Raw genomic sequence first — 22,237 nt, 5'->3', positions numbered from 1 at the left:
TTAATTAAAATAACAAAAATTATGAAAACAAAAATAATTTTCCTTTTTACAATCTTCTTTACACTTTCTTATGCTTCTTCATTTGCACAAGGTTGCGAAGGTGACGCTCCTGCAACTGCAGGTACAAGTGGAGTTCCATCAACTAGTAGCACAACGTTTTTTGGATATATTCAACCAGAATATGACTCTCATTTTACGGATGATGAAACTAGTTCTTTTAAATTTAAAAGAGCTCGTTTAGGTGTTCGTGGTAGAGTTAACAGAACCTTTTCATACTATGTAATGTTAGAAACTAGTGATTTTATATCTTCTGATGGTAACGTGTATTTAATGGATGCATTTATTACTTATGATAAATATGAGTGGGCAAAAGTTTCTGTTGGTTCATTTAAACAACCATTTGGTTTAGAAGTTAACACTCCTTGTCATAGTTTAACTACTATTGATAGAGCTATTGTTTCAGACCAATTAGTTGCACCACAAAGAGATATGGGTTTAATGTTATTAGGTGGAACTAGCAAAACTAAATTCCGTTATGCATTGGCATTAATGAATGGAAGAGGATTAGGAGTTGCTGATAATAATACTAAAAAAGATATTATTGGACGTGCATCGTATAAAATTCTTGACTTTATGACAATTGGAGGTAGCTTTAGATATGGATACCCTAATAATAACGAAACTGACAGAACTTCATATGGAGCTGAAATTGCATTAAATTATAACAAGTTTAATGTAACTGGTGAATATATTTATGATGAAGGTGATTATAATAGAGCTGCCGGAGGTGGTTGTGGATCAACTCCATTAGAATTAGGTAATAAAAGAGATGGTGCCTATGTAATGGTTTCATATGATATAAATAAACAATGGCAACCAGTATTTAAATATGAAACTTTTGATCAAGATTTAGATATTAAAAAAATTGGGTATCAAGAAATGATGACTTTAGGTGTTAACTATTTCTTTAATGATAATACAAGATTACAAATCAATTATCAAAATAAAATTGAAACAGCTACAACTATAGATAACGACGCACTTTTAATGCAACTACAAGTTAAATTTTAATTTATTTAATTATAAATTATTTGAATCTAAAACTCCTGATGGAAATCAGGAGTTTTTTTATGATATTTTCTTAAATTTGTAGAATCAGCATTAAAAAAATATGACTACAGATAAAGAAATCATTCGTGAAAAATTAAAAGATTACTATTCACTTATTTTTGAAAAAGAACTAATAGATGAAATTGTAAATATTGGAATCCTCCGAACCATAAAACCCAATGAATTATTAATTGACATTGGTGATAAAATGTCTCATGTTCCTTTAATTTTATGTGGGGCCGTAAAAATTATAAGAGAAGATAAAAATGGTGAGGAAATTGCATTGTACTTTCTTGAAAAAGGTGATACTTGTGCCATTTCTTTTGTAAATTGTATTAACCGCACAAAAAGTATGTTTAGAGGTATTACCGAAAAAGAAACAGAAGGAATTTTTGTGCCGGTTGAAAGAATTGAAGAATGGTTGGTGAAATATAAATCTTGGAGGCATTTTATTATTGATAGTTACCATATGCGTTTAATTGAAATGGTAGAATCTATTGATAGTTTAGCTTTTATGAAACTAGATGACAGACTTCATAAATATTTAACTGATAAAGTTAAAATTATGAATAACAACACTTTAATAATTACTCATCAAGAAATTGCTGATGATATTCACACATCTCGCGTAGTAGTTTCAAGATTATTAAAAATACTAGAAAACGAAGGGAAAATTAAAATTAGAAGAAATAGAATTATTATAGATAATATATAAACTCTAATTTTTATAGCAAATTATATGCCTTACTGAAAAGTTATATTTCAGACAAATTAAACTTGTTTCTGGTTTTCATAATAATTGCCATTCAATAAATTGCCATTCTAAAATAAGTTCAGAGTGATTTTTTTAGTGCTTTTTTATAAATTCTTTTATTCAAAATGCATTTTACTATCACCTAATTACAGCACTACAAATTACGCTAACAATAGTTAAAAAATAATATATTTGACTTCCATATTAATTACCTTAAAAAGACATGGAACTTTTAAGCTTTGCTTCAGATTATGGCTTTTTAAGTCTTATTTCACTAGCCTTCTTTTCATTTGTTGCTGGTTTTATTGATGCCGTTGTAGGCGGCGGCGGATTAATTCAATTACCTGCCCTATTAATTAATTTGCCAAACACCAATATTCCAACATTGTTTGGCACAAACAAAATTGCCGCGCTTTCTGGAACAAGTATTTCAGCCGTACAATATTCAAAAAAAATAAAATTTAATTATAAAGTATTAGCTGTAATTGCCTTTTGGGCAGCAATTGCTTCCTTTTTAGGTGCAAAAACGGTTAGTTACATTAATGCAAATACACTAAAGCCATTAATTTTAGTTATTTTAATTTTAATAGCTGTTTACACTTTTATAAAAAAAGATTTAGGTTCTATACAAACTAAAAAATTAAAATTCAATAAAATGATTATTTATGGTTCTTTAATCGGACTTATTATTGGTTTTTATGATGGTTTTTTTGGTCCTGGAACAGGAAGTTTTTTGGTGTTGGCTTTTGTCGTTGTTTTTGGGTTTGAATTTGTAGAGGCTTCTGCTTACTCTAAAGTAATAAATTGTGTAACCAATATTTTCGCATTAATTGTATTTATAAAACTTGACAACTATATACTTGAATTGGCAATTTTAATGGCAATATGCAATATAACTGGAAATATAGTAGGTACAAAAATGGCATTAAAAAGAGGTAATACATTTGTTAGAACCATTTTTTTAGTAATAGTAACTTTAATGATTTTAAGATATGGTTACGATATTTTTATGGAGATTTTTTAACTAAATTACTCCAAAAACTTCAAATAATCATATTCACTAATAATTGGAATCCCTAAACTCTCAGCTTTTGATAATTTACTAGGTCCCATATTATCTCCAGCAATTACATAGGTCGTTTTTGAAGAAATGGAACTCGCCACTTTCCCTCCATTATCTTCAATGGATTTTTTTAGTTCATTTCTATCAAAGTGAGTAAAAACACCTGAAACCACAAATATTTTTTCTTGTAAAATTGAAGAAGTATTTAAAAGTGATTCGGCTGAAACTTCCAATTGAACACCATAACTTTTTAAACGCACTATTTGTTGAATATTTACCAAATTGGTTGAAAATTCAATAACACTATTTGCAATTCTTTCACCTATTTCATCAACAGTAATTAATTCTTCAAAAGAAGCATTCATTAAATTATCAATTGATTTAAAATGTTTTGCCAACTTTTTAGCAACTGTTTCACCAACAAATCTAATTCCTAAGGCAAATAATACCTTTTCAAAAGGAATTTCTTTCGATTTTTCTATTCCTGCTATTATATTTTGTGCGGATTTTTCTGCCATTCTCTCCAAAGGAATAATTTGCTCTTCCTTTAAATCATACAAATCAGCATAATTATGAATCAGTCCTTCTTTAAAAAGCAACTCTATAGTTTCTGAACCAATGCCATCAATATTCATAGCTTTTCTGCTAATAAAATGTTGAATTCTACCCGTAATTTGTGTCGGACAACCATATTCATTTGGGCAATAATGTTTTGCATCTCCTTCTGTTCTTACCAATTCCGTATTGCAATCCGGACAATGTGTTATATATTTAGTAGCTACTGAATTAGCCGGTCTCTTATCTAAATCTACACCCACAACTTTAGGGATTATTTCTCCACCTTTTTCAACAAAAACGGTATCTCCCACTCTAATATCTAACTTTTCAATTTGATCTGCATTATGTAATGAAGCTCTTTTCACTGTAGTTCCAGCCAATTGAACAGGTTCTAAATTTGCAACTGGTGTTATAGCACCAGTTCTACCAACCTGGTAGGTAATGTCATTTAAAATAGTACTTTCTTGTTCGGTTTTAAACTTATAAGCAATTGCCCATCGAGGTGATTTTGCCGTATAACCCAACTCATCTTGTTGCGCTAATGAATTCACCTTAACAACCACTCCATCAGTTTCATAAGGCAAATCAAAACGTTTGACATTCCAGTTTTCAATAAAAGTAAATACCGCTTCCATAGATTTGCAAACTGCCATTGCTGGAGGCACTTTAAATCCAAGTTTTCTAGCTTTTTCTAAGGTTTCAAAATGGGTTGCTATTGGATTTTTATTAGCCACAATATGATATAACAAACAATCTAAAGGTCGTTTAGCTACTTCTGCACTATCCTGTAATTTTAAACTTCCACTAGCTGTATTTCTAGGGTTTTTATAAGGTTCTTCACCAATATCAATACGTTCTTCATTCATTTTATTAAATCCATCAAAAGGCAAAATTATTTCGCCTCTAATTTCAAAATTCTCTAAAAAAGGCTCCTTTAAAACCAACGGAATAGATTTTATTGTTTTAATATTCGCTGTCACTTCATCTCCTTGAAATCCATCTCCTCTGGTAACAGCACTAACCAAAACACCATTTTCATAACTTAAATTTATAGAGGCTCCATCATATTTTAATTCACACGTATATGTAATATCTTCAGTACCTATTATTTTTTGAATACGTTTTTCCCAATCAAATAAATCTTCTTTCGAATATGAATTATCTAGCGAATACATTCTGTTTTTATGTGTAACGGTCGTAAAATTTTTGGTGATTTCTCCTCCTACCCTTTGTGTAGGTGAATTTGAATCATAAAATTGTGGATTTTCAAATTCTAATTTTTCTAATTCCTTTAATTTTTTATCAAATTCAAAATCAGAAATAATAGGAGTATCTAGTACATAATAATTATAATTATGTTGATTTAACTCATTTCGTAAATCTAAAATCCTTTGTTCAATTGTTACTTGCATACCTATATTTTGTTGGCTAAAAGTACTCATATTTTTTTTGAAAAACTAAACCAAAAAACATACAGCATATCAATTAATTATATAATCACAATGTAACTAAAGTGACATTGCATACTGACTTTTATCATATTAAATATTATGTGACTAAAGTAACTTTACTAAAAATTAAAGGAATTAACTTAATGTCTTTAATTGCAATAATTAAAACTAAAGTACTAGATATGAAAAACTTAATAATTTTAGGTGCGGGCACATCAGGAACCATGATGGCAAACCATTTAATACATAAATTATATAAAGATCAATGGAAAATTACTATTGTTGATCAATATAAAACACATTATTACCAACCTGGTTTTTTATTTCTTCCTTTTGATATTTATACTGAAAAACAAGTAAAAAAAGTTGGAAAAAAATTTATTCCTAAAGAAGTAGTATATATTCAAAAGAAAATTGAACAAATTTTTCCTGAAGAAAACAAAGTACAATTAGAAGATGAAACTTTATATTATGATGTATTAATAGTTGCAACTGGATCTAAAATTGCTCCGGAAGAAACCGCAGGATTAATTGGTCCTTTATGGAAAAAAGATATTTTTGATTTTTACACCTATGAAGGTGCTTTAGCCCTAAGAGACAAACTTAGAAATTGGGAAGGTGGAAAATTAGTGGTACATATCACTGAAATGCCTATAAAATGTCCTGTTGCACCATTAGAATTCTCATTTTTAGCTGATGCTTATTTCCGTAAAAAAGGGATTAGAGATAAAGTAGAAATTACTTATGTAACGCCACTTTCAGGCGCTTTCACAAAACCAACTTGTACAACTGCATTGAATTATTTGTTAAAAGATAAAGGCATAAAAATTGAAACCGATTTTGCTATTGAAAGTGTCGATAATGATAAAAAAGTAATTATAGATTATGCTGAAAGAGAGATTCCGTTCGATTTATTGATAACTATTCCAACCAATATGGGTGACGAAGTTATTGCTAAATCTGGTTTAGGTGATGATTTAAATTTTATACCAACTGATCACAATACTTTACAGTCAAAAGCACATGAAAATATTTTTGTGATTGGAGATGCAACTAATGTTCCAGCCTCCAAAGCTGGTTCTGTAGCACATTTTCAAGCAGAAACATTAACTGATAATATCCTTTTATACATTGATGGTTATCCTCTTAAAAAAGAATTTGATGGCCACGCAAATTGTTTTATTGAAACAGGAAATAACAAAGCGTTATTAATTGATTTTAATTATGTAACCGAACCAGTTCATGGAAATTTTCCGTTCGCAAAATTTGGTCCGCTTAAATTATTAAAAGAAAGTGTATTAAATCATTGGGGGAAAATGGCTTTCCGTTGGATTTACTGGAATATGCTTTTAAAAGGAATTGCAATTCCTTTTGTATCGAGAAACATGAGTTTTAAAGGAAAAGTATTTGATATTAAACCAGAAACAAAATAGACAATTTAAAATAACAATAAAAAATAAAAATTATGTCAGTAAAAACTATAGCAGGAGTTTCAGTAAACGTTTCAGAAGACGGATACTTAGATGATATGAATCAATGGAATGAAGAAATTGCAAAAGAAATTGCAACGGAAATAGGAATTGAATTAACACCAAAACATTTTGAAGTTATCAATTATTTACGTGAAAAAACTTTAGCAAAAGAAGCTTTAACTATTAGAAGTGTTGGAAAATCAGGAATTGTAGATGTAAAACAATTATATGTTTTATTTCCAAAAGGACCATTAAAATTTTCATCTAAAATTGCAGGAATACCAAAACCAACTAGTTGTATTTAAAATACTTAACCAGTTTACTTAATAAATAAAAAACAAAAAAATGAGTACAGAAAAAAAACCTTTAGAAAAAGTTTGCTTAATATGTGCCAAAGGAAGTTTAGAAGATGTTTATGCTAGTTTAGTTATGGCAAATGGTGCCGTAATGGAAGGTATAGAAACCAAAGTATTTTTTACATTTTTTGGATTAGATGGTATTACTAAAAAAGCAATGAATCATTTACATACAGCTACTACTGGAAATCCTGCAATGAGAATGCCTGGTGGAATACCTTTTCCAACCATGCTTGGTGGATTACCTGGAGTTGAATCTGCAGTTTCAAGTATGATGCGTAAACAAATGGATGCATTAGGAATGCCACCTGTTGATGAATTTTTAGAAATGATTACTGCTGGTGGAGGCGAAATTTATGCCTGTAAATTAGCTGTAGATATGTTTAAGTTAAAAAAAGAAGACTTGTCTGATGAAGTTTCTGATATAATAACCATTGGAGAATTTTATGAAATGTGTGATGGTGACAGAACGCAAATAATTTTCACATAACTTTACAATTAAATTAAAGAAAGCCTCAAGAAACTATTTTCTTGAGGCTTTCTTTAATTATTAATAATACGCAAATCTCCTCACTTGAGAAATATAACGCGCCAAACGAATAACTTGATGACTATATCCATATTCATTATCATACCAAATATATAACACAGCATTAGAGCCATCATTATTTGAAATTGTAGCGTGGCTATCAAAAATTGCCGGAGCCGATGTTCCAACAATATCAGATGAAACCAATTCATTACTTAAGGAATATTTAATTTGCTCCACCAAATCACCCTCTAAAGCATATTTTTTCATAACAGTATTAATAGTTTCTTTACTTGCAGCATTTTCCAATTTTAGATTTAGAATAGCTAAAGATCCATTTGGTACAGGAACTCGAATAGCATTTGATGTTAATTTTCCTTCAAAAGAAGGCAACGCTTTTGTTACTGCCTGTCCTGCACCAGTTTCTGTAATTACCATATTTAAAGCTGCAGCTCTACCTCTACGGTATTTTTTATGCATATTATCTACTAAATTCTGATCGTTAGTATAAGCATGTATGGTTTCTAAATGTCCACTTACTACACCAAAACTTTCTTCCATAACCTTTAAAATTGGCGTAATTGCATTTGTGGTACAAGAAGCTGCGGAAAAAATATTTACTTCTTTTGGATTATATTCTTTATGATTTACACCATGAACAATATTTGGAACTCCTTTGCCTGGCGCAGTAAGTAATACTTTTGAAGCGCCTTTAGATTTTAAATGTCTACTTAAAGCTTCTTTATCTCTAAAAGCACCTGTATTGTCAATTATTAAAGCATCAAAAATTCCATATTGGGTGTAATCAATTTCTTCTGGTGCATTTGCTCTAATTATATGAACAGTTGTACCATTGATTATTAATGCTTTTTTTTCAAAATTAATACTTACAGTTCCTTGAAAATCTCCGTGAACAGAATCATTTCTTAATAAAGAAGCTCTCTTTTCTAAAATTGCCTCTGTAATTTCATCGCGTGTAACAATGGCACGCAAACGCATTAAATTACCTTTACCAGCTTTTGCCATTAATTCACGTGCAACTAACCTCCCAATTCTTCCAAATCCATATAAAACAACATCTTTTGGTTCAATTTCTTCTGAATTATTTGCCGCTTCAAGTCGTTCAACTACAAAATCTCTAATAGAATGTTGGTCATCATCTAAATGAAACTCATACACTAATTTTCCAATATCAATTTTTGAAGGTGGAAATGCTTGACTTTTAATTTCTCGTGCAATTTCAACAGCATCAAAAATAGAAATAGGTTTTTGTACAAAGTCGCTTGCGTACTCCACCAAATTTAAAATTTCACTTACATTTCTATCAATTAATTGATTTCTAAACAAAACCAATTCAATAGTATCTTCATACCATAAATCACTAATAATTCTAATAAATTCAACTGTAGCTCTTCTTCTATCGGTTTGAAAAGCTAGTTCTTTTTCGTAAAGTTCGTTAAATGACATATTATGTTGTGTTGTTTAAATTTTCGGCAAAAATACCTATTTCAAACGTTTTCGCAAACTATTTTAAACAAAAAAAACCTTTCAAAAATTGAAAGGTTTTTTAAACATCAAACAAACTTTCTGTTATCTGAAAATATAACGTTCTAATTCACCATTTAAATTTAGCATTACTATACGTAAAACTTCATTAGATGATTTTGCAGAAATCATATCATTTACATCATCCACAGAAAAAACTTTTTTATCATTTATTTCAATAATTACATACCCTTTTTTTACGCCGTAACTTATTAATTCTTTATTTAAAATATCAGAAACCTTTACTCCATTTTCAATTTTCAATTTTTTAAGTTCTGGTTTCTCTAAATTTTTCAATTCCAAGCCAAGTGTACTTACTTTACTTATTTCATTTTTTGTTAATGTAACTTGTACACTATTTTGCTCTCCATTTCTTAAATAAGTAACCTGAACTTTATCATTTGGTCTTTTTGTTCTTAAAAACCCTGTTAAATCTGAAAATGTAGAAATTTTAACATCATCTAACTGAATAATTATATCTTTTGCTTTTAACCCAGCTTTTGCAGCTCCCGTATTTTCCGACACATCAGAAATATAAAAACCTTCTGTATTTTTAAGATCTAGATTTTCGGCAATTTTACCATCTAATTCACCTCCAACAACTCCTAAAATAGCCTTTTGCACATTACCATATTCCATTAAATCTTCAATAACTTTTTTAGCAATGTTTGAAGGCACCGCAAAAGAATAACCCACAAATGAACCTGTCATTGATGAAATTGCGGTATTAATTCCAATAAGTTCACCACGTGCATTTACCAAAGCTCCACCACTATTCCCTGGATTTACAGCCGCATCGGTCTGAATAAAAGAATCTACACTTCCGTTTCCATCTAAATCTCGCCCTTTAGCACTTACAATTCCTGCCGTAACTGTTGATGTTAAATTATACGGATTACCAACTGCCAATACCCATTCACCCACTTTTATATGATCAGAATCTCCAAAAGTAACATACGGTAAATCTTTGGCATCAACTTTTATTAAAGCAATATCATTTGTTGGATCTGTACCAATAATTTTTGCTTTATATTCCTTTTTATTATTTAAAATAACTGAAATATCTGTAGCCTTATTAATTACATGATTATTTGTTACTATATAGCCATCTGAAGAAATTATAACTCCACTTCCAGTTCCTACCTGAGAAAATTGACGCGTTCCATTACCTTGCCCATAGAAAAACTCAGCATATGGATCTTTAACTGTTTGTAGCATCGTGTTTTTTACGTGAACAACAGAGTTTAGTGTTTTTTCGGCCGCTACTGTAAAGTCGGTATTTTCAGCCGCACCAAGCATTGCATTTGTATAATTTGCTTGAACTGTAGTGGGTTTCTCTAAACTAGATTGTTCAAATACTACTTGAGGTTTTTCAACAAATAATTTATATGCTCCCAAAGTTAAAGCGCCACCTAAAGCTGAAAACAGCACAATACTCAATATTTTTTTCATCTTTATTTATTTTAAAATTTATTAATTAACACTCAAAATTATACATTTATTATATTCAAAAAAATGCTTTAACGCTTTATTAACGCTCATTTAACGCATTTTAACAAAAATGAATTTCAACTATTTTAATTTCATAAAACCTATAGATATTTTAGTACATTTGTACCAATGAAATTACATTTTTACAAATATCAAGGTACAGGAAACGACTTTATTATGGTAGATAATAGAAGTCTCTTTTTTCCTAAAAAAAACGTTCAGCTAATTGAAAAATTATGCAATCGCCGTTTTGGGATTGGTGCTGATGGACTTATTTTACTAGAACCTTCTGAAGAACAAGATTTTAAAATGGTGTATTATAATGCTGATGGAAATGAAGGAAGCATGTGCGGCAACGGTGGAAGATGTTTGGTTGCATTTGCCAAACAATTAGGTATTATTGAAAATGAAACTACTTTTAATGCTGTTGATGGATTGCATTTTGCAAGTGTTGAAAATAAAATTGTAAGCCTTAAAATGATTGATGTTGACAATATAGTTGAAGAAAAAACACATTCTTTTTTAAATACTGGCTCACCACATCACGTTAATTTTTGCAACGCAGTTTCTGCAATAAACGTAAAAGAAGAAGGTGCAAAAATTAGATATGGTTCACCTTACTTTCAGGAAGGAGCTAATGTGAATTTTGTTGAAATTTTAAATGATGATACTTTTAAAGTAAGAACTTACGAAAGAGGTGTTGAAGATGAAACTTTGGCGTGTGGAACTGGTGTTACTGCAGTTGCAATTGCAGCGCATAAAGCACAAAAAACTAATAAAAACACTGTTAAAATTGAAGTTTTAGGTGGGAATTTAGAAGTTTCTTTTCAAAATGAAGGCTCTAATTACACCAATGTATTTTTAAAAGGACCGGCAAAATTTGTTTTTGAAGGAGATATTGATATATAATGATTAACTTAATTGGCAAACATATTAATTTAAGAGCTTTAGAACCAGAAGATTTAGATTTTTTGTACACCACAGAAAATAATATGTCTTTTTGGAAAATTAGCAGCACACAAATCCCTTTTTCTAAGTATTTATTAAAACAATATATTGCAAACGCACATCAGGATATTTATGAAGCTAAACAATATCGATTTATAATTTGTAACACTGAAAATGTTCCTGTAGGAATGATTGATTTATTTGATTTTAATCCACAACACAACAGAGTGGGAATAGGAATTCTTCTATTACCTGAATATGAAAACAATGGCTTTGCTTCGGAAGCGTTAGAATTAATTATTGATTATGCTTTTCAATATTTAAATATTCACCAAATATTTGCCAATATTACTGCTGATAACAAAAAAAGTATTGCCCTTTTTGAAAAGTTTAATTTTAAATTAGCAGGTTTAAAAAAGGACTGGATTTTCACAAAATCAACTTATAAAGACGAGTTACTCTATCAACTAATTAAATAACACCAATGAATTTAAAGAAACTTTTTTTATTAATTATCAGCCTATTAGTGATTTTAGGAATTGTTTTAGGTTTTAATTTTTATACTAAAATTTACAAACCAAATACTATAAAAGAAGGTTTTATATACATTCCAACCAATAGCGATTATGCCACTGTTGAAAATTTAGTGCGCCCTTTTTTAAAAAGAGTGAATACCTTTAGTTTTATTGCTAACCTAAAAGATTACCCTAATGGAATAAAGCCAGGTAAATATAAAATTACCGAAGGTATGAGCAATAATAAATTAATTAACATATTGCGAAATGGGAAGCAGACAGCGGTAAAATTATCTTTTAACAACCAAGATAGTTTTGAAAAATTAGCTGGAAGAATTTCCCAACAAATTGAAGCCGATTCTATCACATTACTAAAAGCATTTCAAGATACTACATTTTTAAAAGAAAGTGGATTTAATGAAAATACAGCTTTAGCTATGTACATTCCAAATACTTATGAGTTTTATTGGAATACATCTGCCAATCTTTTCCGATCAAAAATGAACGATGAATACAAAAGATTTTGGAATTCTGAACGATTAGAAAAAGCTAAAAAATTAAATTTAACTCCTAATGAAGTAGTTACATTGGCCTCTATTGTTCAAAAGGAAACTTCAACAGTAAGTGAAAGACCAATGGTTGCTAAATTATACTTAAACAGATTGCAAGAACAATGGCCTCTACAAGCTGATCCAACTATTATTTTTGCTGTAAAACAAAAATTAGTTGCTAATATTGTTATAAAAAGAGTTTTAACAAAAGATCTTGAAATTGACTCTCCTTACAATACTTACAAAAATTTAGGTTTACCTCCAGGCCCTATTTCAATGCCTGATATTTCATCTATAAATGCTGTTTTAAATCCGGCTAAACATGATTACTTTTTTATGTGTGCAAGCATTACAAAAATAGGAACGCACGAGTTTGCAAAAACCTTATCGCAACACAATCAATATGCTGCAAAATATCAAATTTGGTTATCAAAACAAGGAATAAATAGATAATTCTAACAAACAACTTCCTGATTTATAAAACCTTATACAACGTTTTCGTAACATAAAAATCGTTAAAAAAGTACTAAAAAAGTGCATTTTAGTCAAAAAATATTGGTAGTGTAAAAATAAAATTTACCTTTGCCCCGAAATTTAATAGGCTCAAAACCTTTAAATTATGAAAAAAACAATACTAATATTAAGTTGTTTGGCTCTTGTAATTTTTATATCAAGTTTTACAAAAGGCAAAAACAACAACAGCAAAAACAGGATTGCAGCGGAAGTTGTAAGTACTGTTCCTACTGAAGAAGAAAGTATTTTCTTAGAGTACAATAACATTCCTTTTGTTGGCAAAATGTACAACGGATTTAGAGAGGCAATTGCTTTTAAAGAATCACAAGGACAATATGATATTGTAAACTCTTATGGCTATTTAGGAAAATACCAATTTGGAAGAAGCACCTTAGAACGGTTCAACATTTACGATACTCATAGATTTTTAAACACTCCAAAATTACAAGAACAAGCGTTTTTAGCATTATGTTCTTTAAATAAATGGATTTTAAGAAAGGATATTGAGAGAACCGTAGGAAAGAAAATTGATGGCATTAAAATTACAGAATCAGGTATTTTAGCAGCAGCACATTTAGCCGGAGCTGGAAATGTAAAGAAATTCCTTAGAAGTAATGGAGATTTTTATTTCTCTGATGCCTTTGGATCCTCTGTAAGAAATTATTTAAAACAATTTTCAGGATATGATGTTTCATTTATTGAGGCCGATAAGAAACCTGAAATAAAACACTAAAATAGAACGATAAAAAAAGGCTAAACAATTGTTTAGCCTTTTTTTATTCTCTATGAATTATAAATATTGCAGGTCTTTTATGCAAATCTGGATTTTCAGATTTCCAATCTTGGATATTTAAAGTCTTAATATATTCTGAAGGCAATGTAACATCACAAGCAACACATAATCTTGTTACAGGATGTAATATAGATTTTAAATCTTGTAAAAACTTATCATTTCTATACGGAGTTTCAATAAATATTTGAGATTGATTTTTCTCTAGGGATAATTTCTCTAAGTTTTTTAATGCTACTTTTCTTTCTGAAGCATCAATTGGTAAATACCCATTAAAAGCGAAATTTTGCCCATTAAATCCAGAAGCCATCATGGCAAGAATTATTGATGAAGGTCCCACTAACGGAATTACCTTAATTCCTTTTTCGTGGGCTAACTTCACTATATCAGCTCCAGGATCTGCAATTGCAGGTACACCTGCTTCAGATAACAAGCCGACAGAAATACCTTCTTCACAAACATCTAAATACGTTAAAACCTCCATTGGATCAGCGTATTTATCTAATTTAAAAAGTTTTAAAGATGGTTGTGATTTCTCAGGTGTAATGCTTTTTATAAACTTCCTTGCAGTTTTTTCATTTTCAACTATAAAATTATCTAAAGTCTCAATAGCTCTTTTTACAGTTAATGGCAAAACATCTAAAGGGTCACAATCACCTAAAGTAGTTGGTATTAAATATAAAGATCCTTTATTTTTAGACATTTGGATTTATTTTTTTTGAAATTACATCACAGGCTTCATCTAACATTTTATATACATTTTTAAACCCAAATTCTCCACCATAATATGGATCTGGCACATCTAAATTTTCGTCTGGAAAAACTTCGTTTAAAATAAGTTTTACTTTAGATTTATCCTCATCATTTCTAGCTAAATCAATAATATTATGAAAGTTAGAATTATCCATTGCATAAATTAAATCGAAGCTATCAAAATCTTCAATAGTAAATTTTCTAGCACGTTGGTCAGTAATATCCAATCCATTTATGCTTGCAATTGATATGGAACGAGGGTCTGGTTTTTTTCCAATATGGTAAGCACCGGTGCCCGCAGAATCAACAAAAGTTTTAAAACTAAATACTTTAGATTTTAAAATCCCTTCTGCTAATGGTGAACGGCAAATGTTACCTAAACAAACCATTAATATTCTTGTCATGAAATTTATTTAAAAAGTAAGCTTCTTCGTAATGTCTTCAACGTATTTTTTAAATTGCTTGTCTGTTTCTGTTAAGTTATCAACAGTTTTACAAGCGTGAAGTACAGTTGCATGGTCTCTTTTACCTATTTGAGACCCAATACTTGCCAATGAAGCTTTGGTCATTCTTTTAGCAAAATACATAGCCAATTGACGTGCTTGAACAATGTGGCGCTTTCTAGTTTTAGATTGCAATGTTGCAACATCTAATTCAAAATAATTAGATACAATTTTTTGAATATATTCAATAGAAACTTCACGTTTGGTGTTTTTTACAAACTTATCAACAATTTGTTTTGCTAATACTAACGTAAACTCTTTTCTATTAAAAGATGCTTGTGCAATCATAGAGATTAAAACTCCTTCCAATTCACGCACGTTTGATTTTATATGCTTTGCAATATATTCAACTATTTCATCTGGCATTTCAACACCATCACGATATAATTTATTTTGTAAAATTAATACACGTGTTTCATAATCAGGTGCTTGTAGCTCCGCAGACAATCCCCATTTAAAACGAGACAATAAACGTTGTTCAATATCCTGCATGTCTACAGGTGCTTTATCAGATGTTAAAATTACCTGTTTACCATTTTGATGTAAATGGTTGAAAATATGGAAGAATACATCTTGAGTTCCCGTTTTACCCGATAAAAATTGAACATCATCAATAATTAAAACATCAATCATTTGATAAAAATGAATGAAATCTATACGCGTATTTCCTTTTACAGAATCTATATATTGTTGTGTAAATTTTTCAGAAGATATGTATAATACCGTTTTGTCCGGATATTTATCTTTAATTTCAACACCAATTGCGTGTGCAATATGTGTTTTACCTAAACCAACACCTCCATAAATTAATAATGGATTAAATGATGTACCTCCAGGCTTATTTGCTACTGCCATTCCTGCAGAACGCGCTAACCTATTTGAATCTCCTTCCACAAAACTTTCAAAATTGTAATTTGGATTTAATTGAGATTCAATTTTAACTTTTTGAATACCTGGAATAATAAACGGATTTTTCAACTCTCGCTTATTTAAATCTATCGGAACGTTAACTCCCTGTGGATTAATTGGGTTTCTATTGGAACTAGGAAACTTTACAGTATGTGGATTATTACTACTGTAGTTATTTTCCATTCTAACATCATAAATCAATTTAGCATCTTCACCTAATTGCTTCAATAATGCAACTCTTAACAATTTAATATAATGCTCTTCCAACCATTCGTAAAAAAATTTACTTGGTACTTGTATGGTTAATGCCTCGCCAGATAATTTTATTGGCTTAATCGGCTCAAACCAAGTTTTATATGCTTGCGGCTTAATATTATCCTGTATAAAAGATAGGCATTCCTTCCAAACTGATGAAGCAGTTTTAGTCATTGTTGGTTAAATCGTATTTTAATGTTTATTTAAGCCGATAATTTAGAGTAAACCCTAAATGTTTTTGGTATTACAAAAATGTGAATATTTTTCATCATAAAAAAATAAAATACCTATTGATTATTATTTTTTTTTTACGTAACATAACATTTTAAAAAAATAAAAATGTTATCAAATATAATTAAATTTAGAGTAAGATACGGAGAAACTGACCAAATGAGTTTTGTTTACCATGGAAACTATGCGCAATACTTTGAGTTAGGTAGGACAGAATGGTTAAGAGAATTAGGAATTACCTATAAAAATATGGAAGAGTCAGGAATTATGTTACCTGTAATTAGTCTAAATACAAATTTCTTGAACCCTGCAAAATATGACGATTTACTCTCTTTAAAAACAACCTTAATTAAAAAACCAACCGCAAAAATTGATTTTGAGTATGAATTAAGAAATGAGAAAGGTGATTTATTAACAACTGCCAATTCAACATTAGTTTTTGTGAACATGAAAACAAACAGACCTATGAGAATTCCACCTGCGATTTTAGAAAAAATTGAAAAATTTATTCTGTAATCTCTTTAATTTTTAAACATCTTAAATCTTCAAAAGATTGCTGTACAATAGCAGCGTATTTTTTTCTAATTGAAATTAAAAATTCACAATTTAATGCCATTTTCTGTTGCAGAATTTCAATGTTATGTTCTTTTATTATTCTCATAACTTTGTTCATATCTACATATTCAAAATTTAGTTGAAAATGAACATCTATTGTTTTTTCAATTATTTTGGCTTCATCTAAAATTAATTTTGCTGTTGTTTTATAAGCACTTATCAAACCACCAACACCTAACTTTGTCCCACCAAAATAACGCACAACAACTACCAATACATTTGTAATTTCATTTGATAAAATTTGGCCATAAATAGGCTGACCCGCAGAATTATTTGGCTCTCCATCATCATTTGCTCTGTATTGAATTTCTTCTATACCCATTTGCCAAGCATAACACCAATGCCTTGCGGAATGATGCTTCTTTTTCAATTCTTCTATATAAATTTTTACCTCATCTTCAGAAGTTACAGGAAAAGCAAACCCAATAAATTTACTTCCTTTCTCTTTATACAAAGCATCTCCAACAGCTGCTTTAATAGTATTATATGTATCTTTTTCTAAAATAACTAGTGATTTAAAGAAACAAATATATCAATTCTAAGTTTTAAAATTTCTATTTAAAAATGAATATATTTGAGTAATTAATACAAATCAATATGAAAAATTTATTTTATGTAGTTGTTTTAGCATTCATTTTGGCTAGTTGCAACCAAAAAAGCAATTTAAAAGAAGATACAACTACTAGAGAACCAAATTCTTTTGCTATTGTTATACATGGTGGAGCTGGTGGAATTAAAAAAGAATATTTTACAGAAGAACAACAAGAAGCCTATACGCTTAAGCTTGAAGAAGCTTTGAAAGCTGGTTACGCTATTTTAGAAAAAGGAGGAATTTCTTTAGATGCCGTACAAGCAGCGATTAATATTATGGAAGATTCACCGCTTTTTAATGCTGGAAAAGGTGCTGTTTATAATAGCGAAGGAAATCAAGAAATGGACGCTGCCATTATGGATGGAAAAACCTTAAATGCAGGGGCAATTGCCAATGTTAACCATATAAAAAATCCGATTTTAGCAGCCAGAATTGTAATGGATAGCTCTTCTCACGTGTTACTATCTGGAAAAGGAGCTGAAATTTTAGCCGCTAAATACGGTATTGAAATGGTAGATAGTTCGTACTTTTTTACTGAAAAAAGAATGAATCAGTTAAAAGAACTTCAAGGAAAAGAAAAAACGAAATTAGATCATACTGCATTTTTAATAAATAATGAATTAATTGATGATCATAAATTTGGAACTGTTGGCGCTGTTGCTATTGATAAAAATGGAAATATTGCTGCCGGAACTTCTACTGGCGGAATGACCAACAAAAAATATGGTAGAATTGGTGATGTTCCAATTATTGGAGCCGGAACGTATGCCAATAATTTAACTTGTGGAATTTCAGCTACAGGAACTGGTGAATATTTTATTAGAACTGTTGCCGCTCACGAAGTATCTAGTTTAATCAAATACAAAGGTTTATCTCCTGCTGAAGCATTGCACGAAGTACTTTTCAATCAAATTGGGCCATTAGGTGGTGAAGGTGGAATGATTTTATTAGATAAAAATGGCGATGTTTATTGGGATTTTAACTCAACAGGAATGTTTAGAGGCTATAAAAAATCTACTGGCGAAACTAAAGTTGAAATGTTTGAAAAAACCAACTAACTAATAGTTTTTAAAAACTTTTAAAGTATCATTTAAAATTACCACCGTTTTAAATGGTGCTTTTTTAATGTTGGGAGCTGACAACCCTTCATTAAATGTAACATCTCCAATAAAAACAAAAGCTTCATCCCATAAATTAGCATCTATAAAACTTTGTAAAGTTTGCTTCCCTCCTTCTATAATTACCGATTGAATTTCATAATTATATAAAACTTCACACACTTGTTCTGTGACATTTTTATTGAAATCAATCCGTTCAAAAATTACATTTTTTTCAGAATCAATATTATGTTTTACTTCAGAAAAAACAATGGTTTTGGTGTTTCCATTTAATAAATTATATGCTTTCGGAATTTTAGTGCTTCTATCTAAAACAATTCGTATTGGGTTTTCTCCTGTCCAATTTCTAACTGTTAAACTAGGATTATCATTTAAAGCTGTGTTTGTTCCTACTAAAATTGCTTGTTCTTCAGCTCTCATTTTATGAACTAATTGCTGAGAATAAGTATTAGAAATCCAATTTGGAGAATTATCCGAGTTTTCAGTTCTAATTTTATCAATAAAACCATCTGTGGTTTCTGCCCATTTCAAAATAACAAATGGTCGTTTGTATTTATGAAACGTAAAAAATCGTTTATTCAAATTAAAACACTCTTTTTCTAAAATTCCAACCGCTACATCACAACCGTTTTCTATTAAATGTTTTACTCCTTTTCCACTCACTTTACTATTGCTATCTACAATGCCAATAACTACTTTTTTAATACCACTTTCAACAATTAAATTTGCGCACGGCGGTGTTTTCCCATAATGCGAACAAGGCTCTAAACTTACATAAATAGTTGCCTTTTTCAACAGGTTTTTTTCCTTTACCGAGTTTATTGCGTGCACTTCAGCATGCGGTTCTCCTGCCTTTTTATGCCAGCCTTCACCAATAATTTTATCATTTAAAACTATTACACTGCCAACCATTGGATTAGGATATGTGGTTCCCAAACCACTTTTTGCCAATTGTATGCAACGTTTTATATATTTTTCGTGTATATTCACGTTGTAAAAATAGTACATTAAAATGACTCTTAACAACTTTCTAATTAGAGAAATTAAACCTGAAGATAATTCAAAAATAGCAACAGCAATTCGATCAGTTTTAATTGAATTTGGAGTTCCAAAAGTGGGAACTGCATATGCCGATAAAATTTTAGACACATTGTTTGAAGCCTATACAATTGAAAAAGCAATTTACTTTGTTGTTGAAAAAAATGGAGAAATTTTTGGAGGTGCTGGCATTAAACAACTTGACAATTATTCTGGTAACGTTTGTGAGTTACAAAAAATGTATTTTTTACCAGAAGCGAGAGGAATTGGTTTAGGAAGTAAAATGATGGACATTTGCTTAAAAAAAGCTAAAGAATACGGTTTTGAACACTGCTATTTAGAAACCTTACCTTATATGCAAGATGCTAGAAAACTTTACAGAAAGGTTGGTTTTAAAGACTTAGATGCTCCAATGGGAGATACAGGTCATTATTCGTGTAATTTATGGATGCTTAATGATTTATAATGAGACTATTACAATTTAAAAAATATTTTTTTTCTGAACTTTCAGAATTATTTCCTGAAACTGAAATACAATCATTTTTTAATTTATTATCAAAATTCAAGTTACACTTAACGAGAATTGAAGTAGCGCTTCAACCAGAGTTTATAATAAACGAAGTTGATTTAAATTATCTTCAAAATGCTTTATCAGAATTAAAAAAACAGGTTCCAATTCAATATATTATTGGTGAAACAGAATTTTACGGACTTATTTTTAAAGTAAATAATAGTGTTTTAATTCCTCGTCCAGAAACAGAAGAGTTGGTAAATTGGATTGTAAATGACTATAAAAATGAATCGGAATTAAAAATTTTAGATTTTGGAACAGGTAGCGGTTGTATTGCTATTTCATTAGCTAAATTTTTTCCAAAAGCACAAATATATGCTGTTGACGTTTCTACTGAAGCATTAAAAGTTGCCGAAACAAATGCCCTAAAAAACAATGTAAATATCAATTTTGTAGAAGCTAATATTTTAGATATTGAAATTTTACAAGAAAAATATGACATTATAGTAAGTAACCCACCTTACATTAGAGAATTAGAAAAAGAATTAATGCAAAAAAATGTTGTTGACAATGAACCTCATTTAGCGCTTTTTGTAAAAGATAATGATCCTTTAATATTTTACAATAAAATTGCAGATTTAGCTATACATAATTTAACAAAAAATGGCAGTTTATATTTTGAAATCAATCAATACTTGGGTGATGAAATAACACTTTTACTAGAGCAAAAAGGCTTTAAAAACTGCATTTTGAAAAAAGATTTTTACGACGTTGACAGAATGATCAAAGCAACTTTGGTTTAATCATTCTTTTCAACTTTTCATTTTCAACTTTCAAATTAAAAGATTTACATTTGCAACATGCGAATTGATATCATTACCGTTTCACCAGAATTAATAAAAAGTCCGTTTGAATATTCAATTATTAAACGTGCTATTGACAAAAATTTAGTTGAAGTTCATTTTCACGACCTTAGAACGTACGCGTTAAATGATTACGGAAAAATAGACGATTATCAGTTTGGCGGTGGCGCAGGAATGGTTTTAATGATTGAACCAATAGATAAATGCATTTCTAAGTTAAAAGCAGAAAGAACGTATGATGAAGTTATTTATATGACTCCAGATGCCCCAACTTTAAATCAGCAAATAGCAAATACACTTTCATTAAAAGAAAATATAATAATTCTTTGCGGACATTACAAAGGTGTAGATCAGCGCGTTAGAGATTTATTCATTACCAAAGAAGTTTCAATTGGCGATTATGTATTAAGTGGCGGAGAATTAGGCGCCGCGGTTTTATGTGATACAATTATTAGATTAATTCCTGGAGTTTTAGGTGATGAAACTTCTGCATTAACAGATAGTTTTCAAGACAATTTATTATCGCCTCCAGTGTACACTAGACCTTCTGAATATAAAGGACTTAAGGTTCCAGACATCCTATTATCAGGTAACTTTCCAAAAATAGAAGATTGGCGAAATGAACAATCTTTTGAAAGAACAAAAAAAATAAGACCAGATTTGTTGGAAGACTAATCTTTTTTATTAAATTTGCACACTCAAAATTAACCTCTGACGAAAATCGTGAATGTTGGTTATTGAAAAACTTTTATAAAAATATAGAAATGGAAAATTTAGTAAAGTTTGTACAAGACGAATTTGTAACTAAAAAAGAAGTGCCTCAATTTCAATCAGGAGATACAATTACTGTATACTATGAAATTAAAGAAGGTGAAAAAACACGTACTCAGTTTTTTAAAGGTACTGTAATTCAAAGAAGAGGTTCTGGAGCATCTGAAACATTTACCATCAGAAAAATGTCTGGAACAGTTGGTGTAGAACGTATTTTCCCAATAAATTTACCTGCAATTCAAAAAATTGAAGTTAACAAACAAGGTAGAGTTCGTAGAGCACGTATTTTCTACTTTAGAGAATTAACTGGTAAAAAAGCTAGAATTCAAGAAAGAAGACGCTAGTCTAAATTTCATGAGTCGTCCTAAAATAGGTTGACGATTATTAAAAAAAATAATGAAAACCTGTGAAGATATCTTCACAGGTTTTTTG

General features: G+C 29.8%; 24 protein-coding genes. 16 read left to right on the top strand and 8 right to left on the bottom strand.

The features are described 5' to 3' along the window. Nucleotides 1-21: 21 nt before the first annotated feature. The 3 genes from JEY78_RS11670 to JEY78_RS11660 all read left to right on the top strand — a co-directional run bounded on the left by JEY78_RS11670 (nt 22) and on the right by JEY78_RS11660 (nt 2,888). Complete coding sequence (locus JEY78_RS11670) at nt 22-1,071, top strand: porin (protein WP_291851364.1); 1,050 nt, start codon at nt 22-24, stop codon at nt 1,069-1,071. 100 nt (nt 1,072-1,171) lie between these two features. Then, a complete protein-coding gene (locus JEY78_RS11665) occupies nt 1,172-1,825 on the top strand; it encodes a Crp/Fnr family transcriptional regulator (RefSeq protein WP_291851361.1) in 654 nt (217 codons plus the stop codon). Nucleotides 1,826-2,087: 262 nt separating this feature from the next. Continuing rightward, the gene (locus tag JEY78_RS11660) at nt 2,088-2,888 is read left to right on the top strand and encodes a sulfite exporter TauE/SafE family protein (RefSeq protein WP_291851358.1); all 801 of its coding nucleotides are present in this window, start codon (nt 2,088-2,090) and stop codon (nt 2,886-2,888) included. A 5-nt stretch (nt 2,889-2,893) separates the two neighbouring features. Here the strand turns inward: JEY78_RS11660 and ligA are convergent, their stop codons facing one another. Beyond that, nucleotides 2,894-4,927 carry an NAD-dependent DNA ligase LigA gene (gene ligA / locus JEY78_RS11655; RefSeq protein WP_291851355.1) on the bottom strand — a complete coding sequence of 678 codons (2,034 nt, stop codon included), beginning with the start codon at nt 4,925-4,927 and terminating at the stop codon, nt 2,894-2,896. Between the two features lie 191 nt (nt 4,928-5,118). Here ligA and JEY78_RS11650 point away from each other — a divergent pair, with 191 nt between their 5' ends. The 3 genes from JEY78_RS11650 to JEY78_RS11640 are packed head-to-tail and all read left to right on the top strand — an operon-like array spanning nt 5,119 to nt 7,254. Continuing rightward, nucleotides 5,119-6,369, top strand: coding sequence for an FAD/NAD(P)-binding oxidoreductase (locus JEY78_RS11650; protein WP_291851352.1), 1,251 nt, complete (start codon nt 5,119-5,121; stop codon nt 6,367-6,369). Nucleotides 6,370-6,401: 32 nt separating this feature from the next. Beyond that, nucleotides 6,402-6,713, top strand: a complete 312-nt coding sequence (locus JEY78_RS11645; RefSeq protein ID WP_291851350.1) for a TusE/DsrC/DsvC family sulfur relay protein — start codon at nt 6,402-6,404, stop codon at nt 6,711-6,713. A 40-nt stretch (nt 6,714-6,753) separates the two neighbouring features. Next, on the top strand, nt 6,754-7,254 hold the full coding sequence (locus tag JEY78_RS11640) for a DsrE/DsrF/DrsH-like family protein (RefSeq protein ID WP_291851347.1): 501 nt from the start codon (nt 6,754-6,756) through the stop codon (nt 7,252-7,254). Between the two features lie 60 nt (nt 7,255-7,314). Here the strand turns inward: JEY78_RS11640 and JEY78_RS11635 are convergent, their stop codons facing one another. Together JEY78_RS11635 and JEY78_RS11630 are read right to left on the bottom strand one after the other, a co-directional pair. Continuing rightward, nucleotides 7,315-8,760: a glyceraldehyde-3-phosphate dehydrogenase gene (locus JEY78_RS11635; protein WP_291851345.1), complete on the bottom strand. Its 1,446-nt coding sequence runs from the start codon at nt 8,758-8,760 to the stop codon at nt 7,315-7,317. Between the two features lie 123 nt (nt 8,761-8,883). Continuing rightward, a complete protein-coding gene (locus tag JEY78_RS11630) occupies nt 8,884-10,290 on the bottom strand; it encodes a Do family serine endopeptidase (protein ID WP_291851343.1) in 1,407 nt (468 codons plus the stop codon). 168 nt (nt 10,291-10,458) lie between these two features. Here JEY78_RS11630 and dapF point away from each other — a divergent pair, with 168 nt between their 5' ends. The 4 genes from dapF to JEY78_RS11610 all read left to right on the top strand — a co-directional run bounded on the left by dapF (nt 10,459) and on the right by JEY78_RS11610 (nt 13,589). Continuing rightward, nucleotides 10,459-11,238, top strand: coding sequence for a diaminopimelate epimerase (dapF, locus tag JEY78_RS11625; protein WP_291851340.1), 780 nt, complete (start codon nt 10,459-10,461; stop codon nt 11,236-11,238). Further along, nucleotides 11,238-11,756: a GNAT family N-acetyltransferase gene (locus JEY78_RS11620; RefSeq protein ID WP_291851336.1), complete on the top strand. Its 519-nt coding sequence runs from the start codon at nt 11,238-11,240 to the stop codon at nt 11,754-11,756. Before dapF ends, JEY78_RS11620 begins: the two co-directional genes overlap by 1 nt. A gap of 5 nt (nt 11,757-11,761) precedes the next feature. After that, the gene (gene mltG, locus JEY78_RS11615; RefSeq protein ID WP_291851333.1) at nt 11,762-12,796 is read left to right on the top strand and encodes an endolytic transglycosylase MltG; all 1,035 of its coding nucleotides are present in this window, start codon (nt 11,762-11,764) and stop codon (nt 12,794-12,796) included. 166 nt (nt 12,797-12,962) lie between these two features. After that, the gene (locus JEY78_RS11610) at nt 12,963-13,589 is read left to right on the top strand and encodes a peptidoglycan-binding protein LysM (RefSeq protein ID WP_291851328.1); all 627 of its coding nucleotides are present in this window, start codon (nt 12,963-12,965) and stop codon (nt 13,587-13,589) included. A gap of 43 nt (nt 13,590-13,632) precedes the next feature. On the opposite strand, the gene JEY78_RS11605 is transcribed toward JEY78_RS11610, so the two are convergent. From JEY78_RS11605 to dnaA, 3 genes are read right to left on the bottom strand one after another with little or no spacing between them, the layout of a single operon-like run. Next, nucleotides 13,633-14,349, bottom strand: a complete 717-nt coding sequence (locus JEY78_RS11605; protein WP_291851325.1) for an SAM-dependent methyltransferase — start codon at nt 14,347-14,349, stop codon at nt 13,633-13,635. Beyond that, complete coding sequence (locus tag JEY78_RS11600) at nt 14,342-14,803, bottom strand: low molecular weight protein-tyrosine-phosphatase (protein ID WP_291851322.1); 462 nt, start codon at nt 14,801-14,803, stop codon at nt 14,342-14,344. The genes JEY78_RS11605 and JEY78_RS11600 overlap by 8 nt, the downstream gene beginning before the upstream one ends. Nucleotides 14,804-14,812: 9 nt before the next feature. After that, a complete protein-coding gene (gene dnaA, locus JEY78_RS11595) occupies nt 14,813-16,240 on the bottom strand; it encodes a chromosomal replication initiator protein DnaA (RefSeq protein WP_291851319.1) in 1,428 nt (475 codons plus the stop codon). A 165-nt stretch (nt 16,241-16,405) separates the two neighbouring features. On the opposite strand from dnaA, the gene JEY78_RS11590 reads away from it, so the two are divergent. Further along, nucleotides 16,406-16,813: a thioesterase family protein gene (locus tag JEY78_RS11590; RefSeq protein WP_291851316.1), complete on the top strand. Its 408-nt coding sequence runs from the start codon at nt 16,406-16,408 to the stop codon at nt 16,811-16,813. Here the strand turns inward: JEY78_RS11590 and JEY78_RS11585 are convergent. Then, entirely contained in the window at nt 16,803-17,366 is a 564-nt protein-coding gene (locus tag JEY78_RS11585; RefSeq protein ID WP_291851312.1) for a YigZ family protein, read from the bottom strand. The genes JEY78_RS11590 and JEY78_RS11585 overlap by 11 nt on opposite strands. 143 nt (nt 17,367-17,509) lie before the next feature. Between JEY78_RS11585 and JEY78_RS11580 the strand changes: the two genes are divergently transcribed. Then, nucleotides 17,510-18,562: an isoaspartyl peptidase/L-asparaginase family protein gene (locus JEY78_RS11580; protein WP_291851309.1), complete on the top strand. Its 1,053-nt coding sequence runs from the start codon at nt 17,510-17,512 to the stop codon at nt 18,560-18,562. Here the strand turns inward: JEY78_RS11580 and ribD are convergent, their stop codons facing one another. Further along, nucleotides 18,563-19,612 carry a bifunctional diaminohydroxyphosphoribosylaminopyrimidine deaminase/5-amino-6-(5-phosphoribosylamino)uracil reductase RibD gene (gene ribD, locus JEY78_RS11575; RefSeq protein ID WP_291851306.1) on the bottom strand — a complete coding sequence of 350 codons (1,050 nt, stop codon included), beginning with the start codon at nt 19,610-19,612 and terminating at the stop codon, nt 18,563-18,565. It abuts the gene before it with no gap. Between the two features lie 22 nt (nt 19,613-19,634). On the opposite strand from ribD, the gene JEY78_RS11570 reads away from it, so the two are divergent. The 4 genes from JEY78_RS11570 (at nt 19,635) to rplS (ending at nt 22,149) form a co-directional block, all read left to right on the top strand. After that, nucleotides 19,635-20,126, top strand: a complete 492-nt coding sequence (locus JEY78_RS11570; protein WP_291851303.1) for a GNAT family N-acetyltransferase — start codon at nt 19,635-19,637, stop codon at nt 20,124-20,126. After that, nucleotides 20,126-20,974 carry a peptide chain release factor N(5)-glutamine methyltransferase gene (prmC, locus tag JEY78_RS11565; RefSeq protein ID WP_291851300.1) on the top strand — a complete coding sequence of 283 codons (849 nt, stop codon included), beginning with the start codon at nt 20,126-20,128 and terminating at the stop codon, nt 20,972-20,974. Before JEY78_RS11570 ends, prmC begins: the two co-directional genes overlap by 1 nt. Nucleotides 20,975-21,031: 57 nt before the next feature. Beyond that, a complete protein-coding gene (gene trmD / locus JEY78_RS11560; RefSeq protein WP_291851297.1) occupies nt 21,032-21,709 on the top strand; it encodes a tRNA (guanosine(37)-N1)-methyltransferase TrmD in 678 nt (225 codons plus the stop codon). Nucleotides 21,710-21,798: 89 nt separating this feature from the next. Further along, entirely contained in the window at nt 21,799-22,149 is a 351-nt protein-coding gene (rplS, locus tag JEY78_RS11555; RefSeq protein ID WP_291851294.1) for a 50S ribosomal protein L19, read from the top strand. Nucleotides 22,150-22,237: the final 88 nt, after the last annotated feature.

The sequence above is a fragment of the Lutibacter sp. genome (genome assembly GCF_016342705.1).
Lineage (GTDB): Bacteria > Bacteroidota > Bacteroidia > Flavobacteriales > Flavobacteriaceae > Lutibacter.
Note: the sequence above shows the minus strand (reverse complement) of the source record. Positions and strands in the feature narration are given on the sequence as shown.

Excerpts from the sequence above, each read along its gene's own strand:
- JEY78_RS11670 (WP_291851364.1), top strand. The coding sequence starts at position 22 with ATGAAAACAAAAATAATTTTCCTTTTTACAATCTTCTTTACACTTTCT.
- JEY78_RS11665 (WP_291851361.1), top strand. The coding sequence starts at position 1,172 with ATGACTACAGATAAAGAAATCATTCGTGAAAAATTAAAAGATTACTAT.
- JEY78_RS11660 (WP_291851358.1), top strand. The coding sequence starts at position 2,088 with ATGGAACTTTTAAGCTTTGCTTCAGATTATGGCTTTTTAAGTCTTATT.
- ligA (WP_291851355.1), bottom strand. The coding sequence starts at position 4,927 with ATGAGTACTTTTAGCCAACAAAATATAGGTATGCAAGTAACAATTGAA.
- JEY78_RS11650 (WP_291851352.1), top strand. The coding sequence starts at position 5,119 with ATGAAAAACTTAATAATTTTAGGTGCGGGCACATCAGGAACCATGATG.
- JEY78_RS11645 (WP_291851350.1), top strand. The coding sequence starts at position 6,402 with ATGTCAGTAAAAACTATAGCAGGAGTTTCAGTAAACGTTTCAGAAGAC.
- JEY78_RS11640 (WP_291851347.1), top strand. The coding sequence starts at position 6,754 with ATGAGTACAGAAAAAAAACCTTTAGAAAAAGTTTGCTTAATATGTGCC.
- JEY78_RS11635 (WP_291851345.1), bottom strand. The coding sequence starts at position 8,760 with ATGTCATTTAACGAACTTTACGAAAAAGAACTAGCTTTTCAAACCGAT.
- JEY78_RS11630 (WP_291851343.1), bottom strand. The coding sequence starts at position 10,290 with ATGAAAAAAATATTGAGTATTGTGCTGTTTTCAGCTTTAGGTGGCGCT.
- dapF (WP_291851340.1), top strand. The coding sequence starts at position 10,459 with ATGAAATTACATTTTTACAAATATCAAGGTACAGGAAACGACTTTATT.
- JEY78_RS11620 (WP_291851336.1), top strand. The coding sequence starts at position 11,238 with ATGATTAACTTAATTGGCAAACATATTAATTTAAGAGCTTTAGAACCA.
- mltG (WP_291851333.1), top strand. The coding sequence starts at position 11,762 with ATGAATTTAAAGAAACTTTTTTTATTAATTATCAGCCTATTAGTGATT.
- JEY78_RS11610 (WP_291851328.1), top strand. The coding sequence starts at position 12,963 with ATGAAAAAAACAATACTAATATTAAGTTGTTTGGCTCTTGTAATTTTT.
- JEY78_RS11605 (WP_291851325.1), bottom strand. The coding sequence starts at position 14,349 with ATGTCTAAAAATAAAGGATCTTTATATTTAATACCAACTACTTTAGGT.
- JEY78_RS11600 (WP_291851322.1), bottom strand. The coding sequence starts at position 14,803 with ATGACAAGAATATTAATGGTTTGTTTAGGTAACATTTGCCGTTCACCA.
- dnaA (WP_291851319.1), bottom strand. The coding sequence starts at position 16,240 with ATGACTAAAACTGCTTCATCAGTTTGGAAGGAATGCCTATCTTTTATA.
- JEY78_RS11590 (WP_291851316.1), top strand. The coding sequence starts at position 16,406 with ATGTTATCAAATATAATTAAATTTAGAGTAAGATACGGAGAAACTGAC.
- JEY78_RS11580 (WP_291851309.1), top strand. The coding sequence starts at position 17,510 with ATGAAAAATTTATTTTATGTAGTTGTTTTAGCATTCATTTTGGCTAGT.
- JEY78_RS11570 (WP_291851303.1), top strand. The coding sequence starts at position 19,635 with ATGACTCTTAACAACTTTCTAATTAGAGAAATTAAACCTGAAGATAAT.
- prmC (WP_291851300.1), top strand. The coding sequence starts at position 20,126 with ATGAGACTATTACAATTTAAAAAATATTTTTTTTCTGAACTTTCAGAA.
- trmD (WP_291851297.1), top strand. The coding sequence starts at position 21,032 with ATGCGAATTGATATCATTACCGTTTCACCAGAATTAATAAAAAGTCCG.
- rplS (WP_291851294.1), top strand. The coding sequence starts at position 21,799 with ATGGAAAATTTAGTAAAGTTTGTACAAGACGAATTTGTAACTAAAAAA.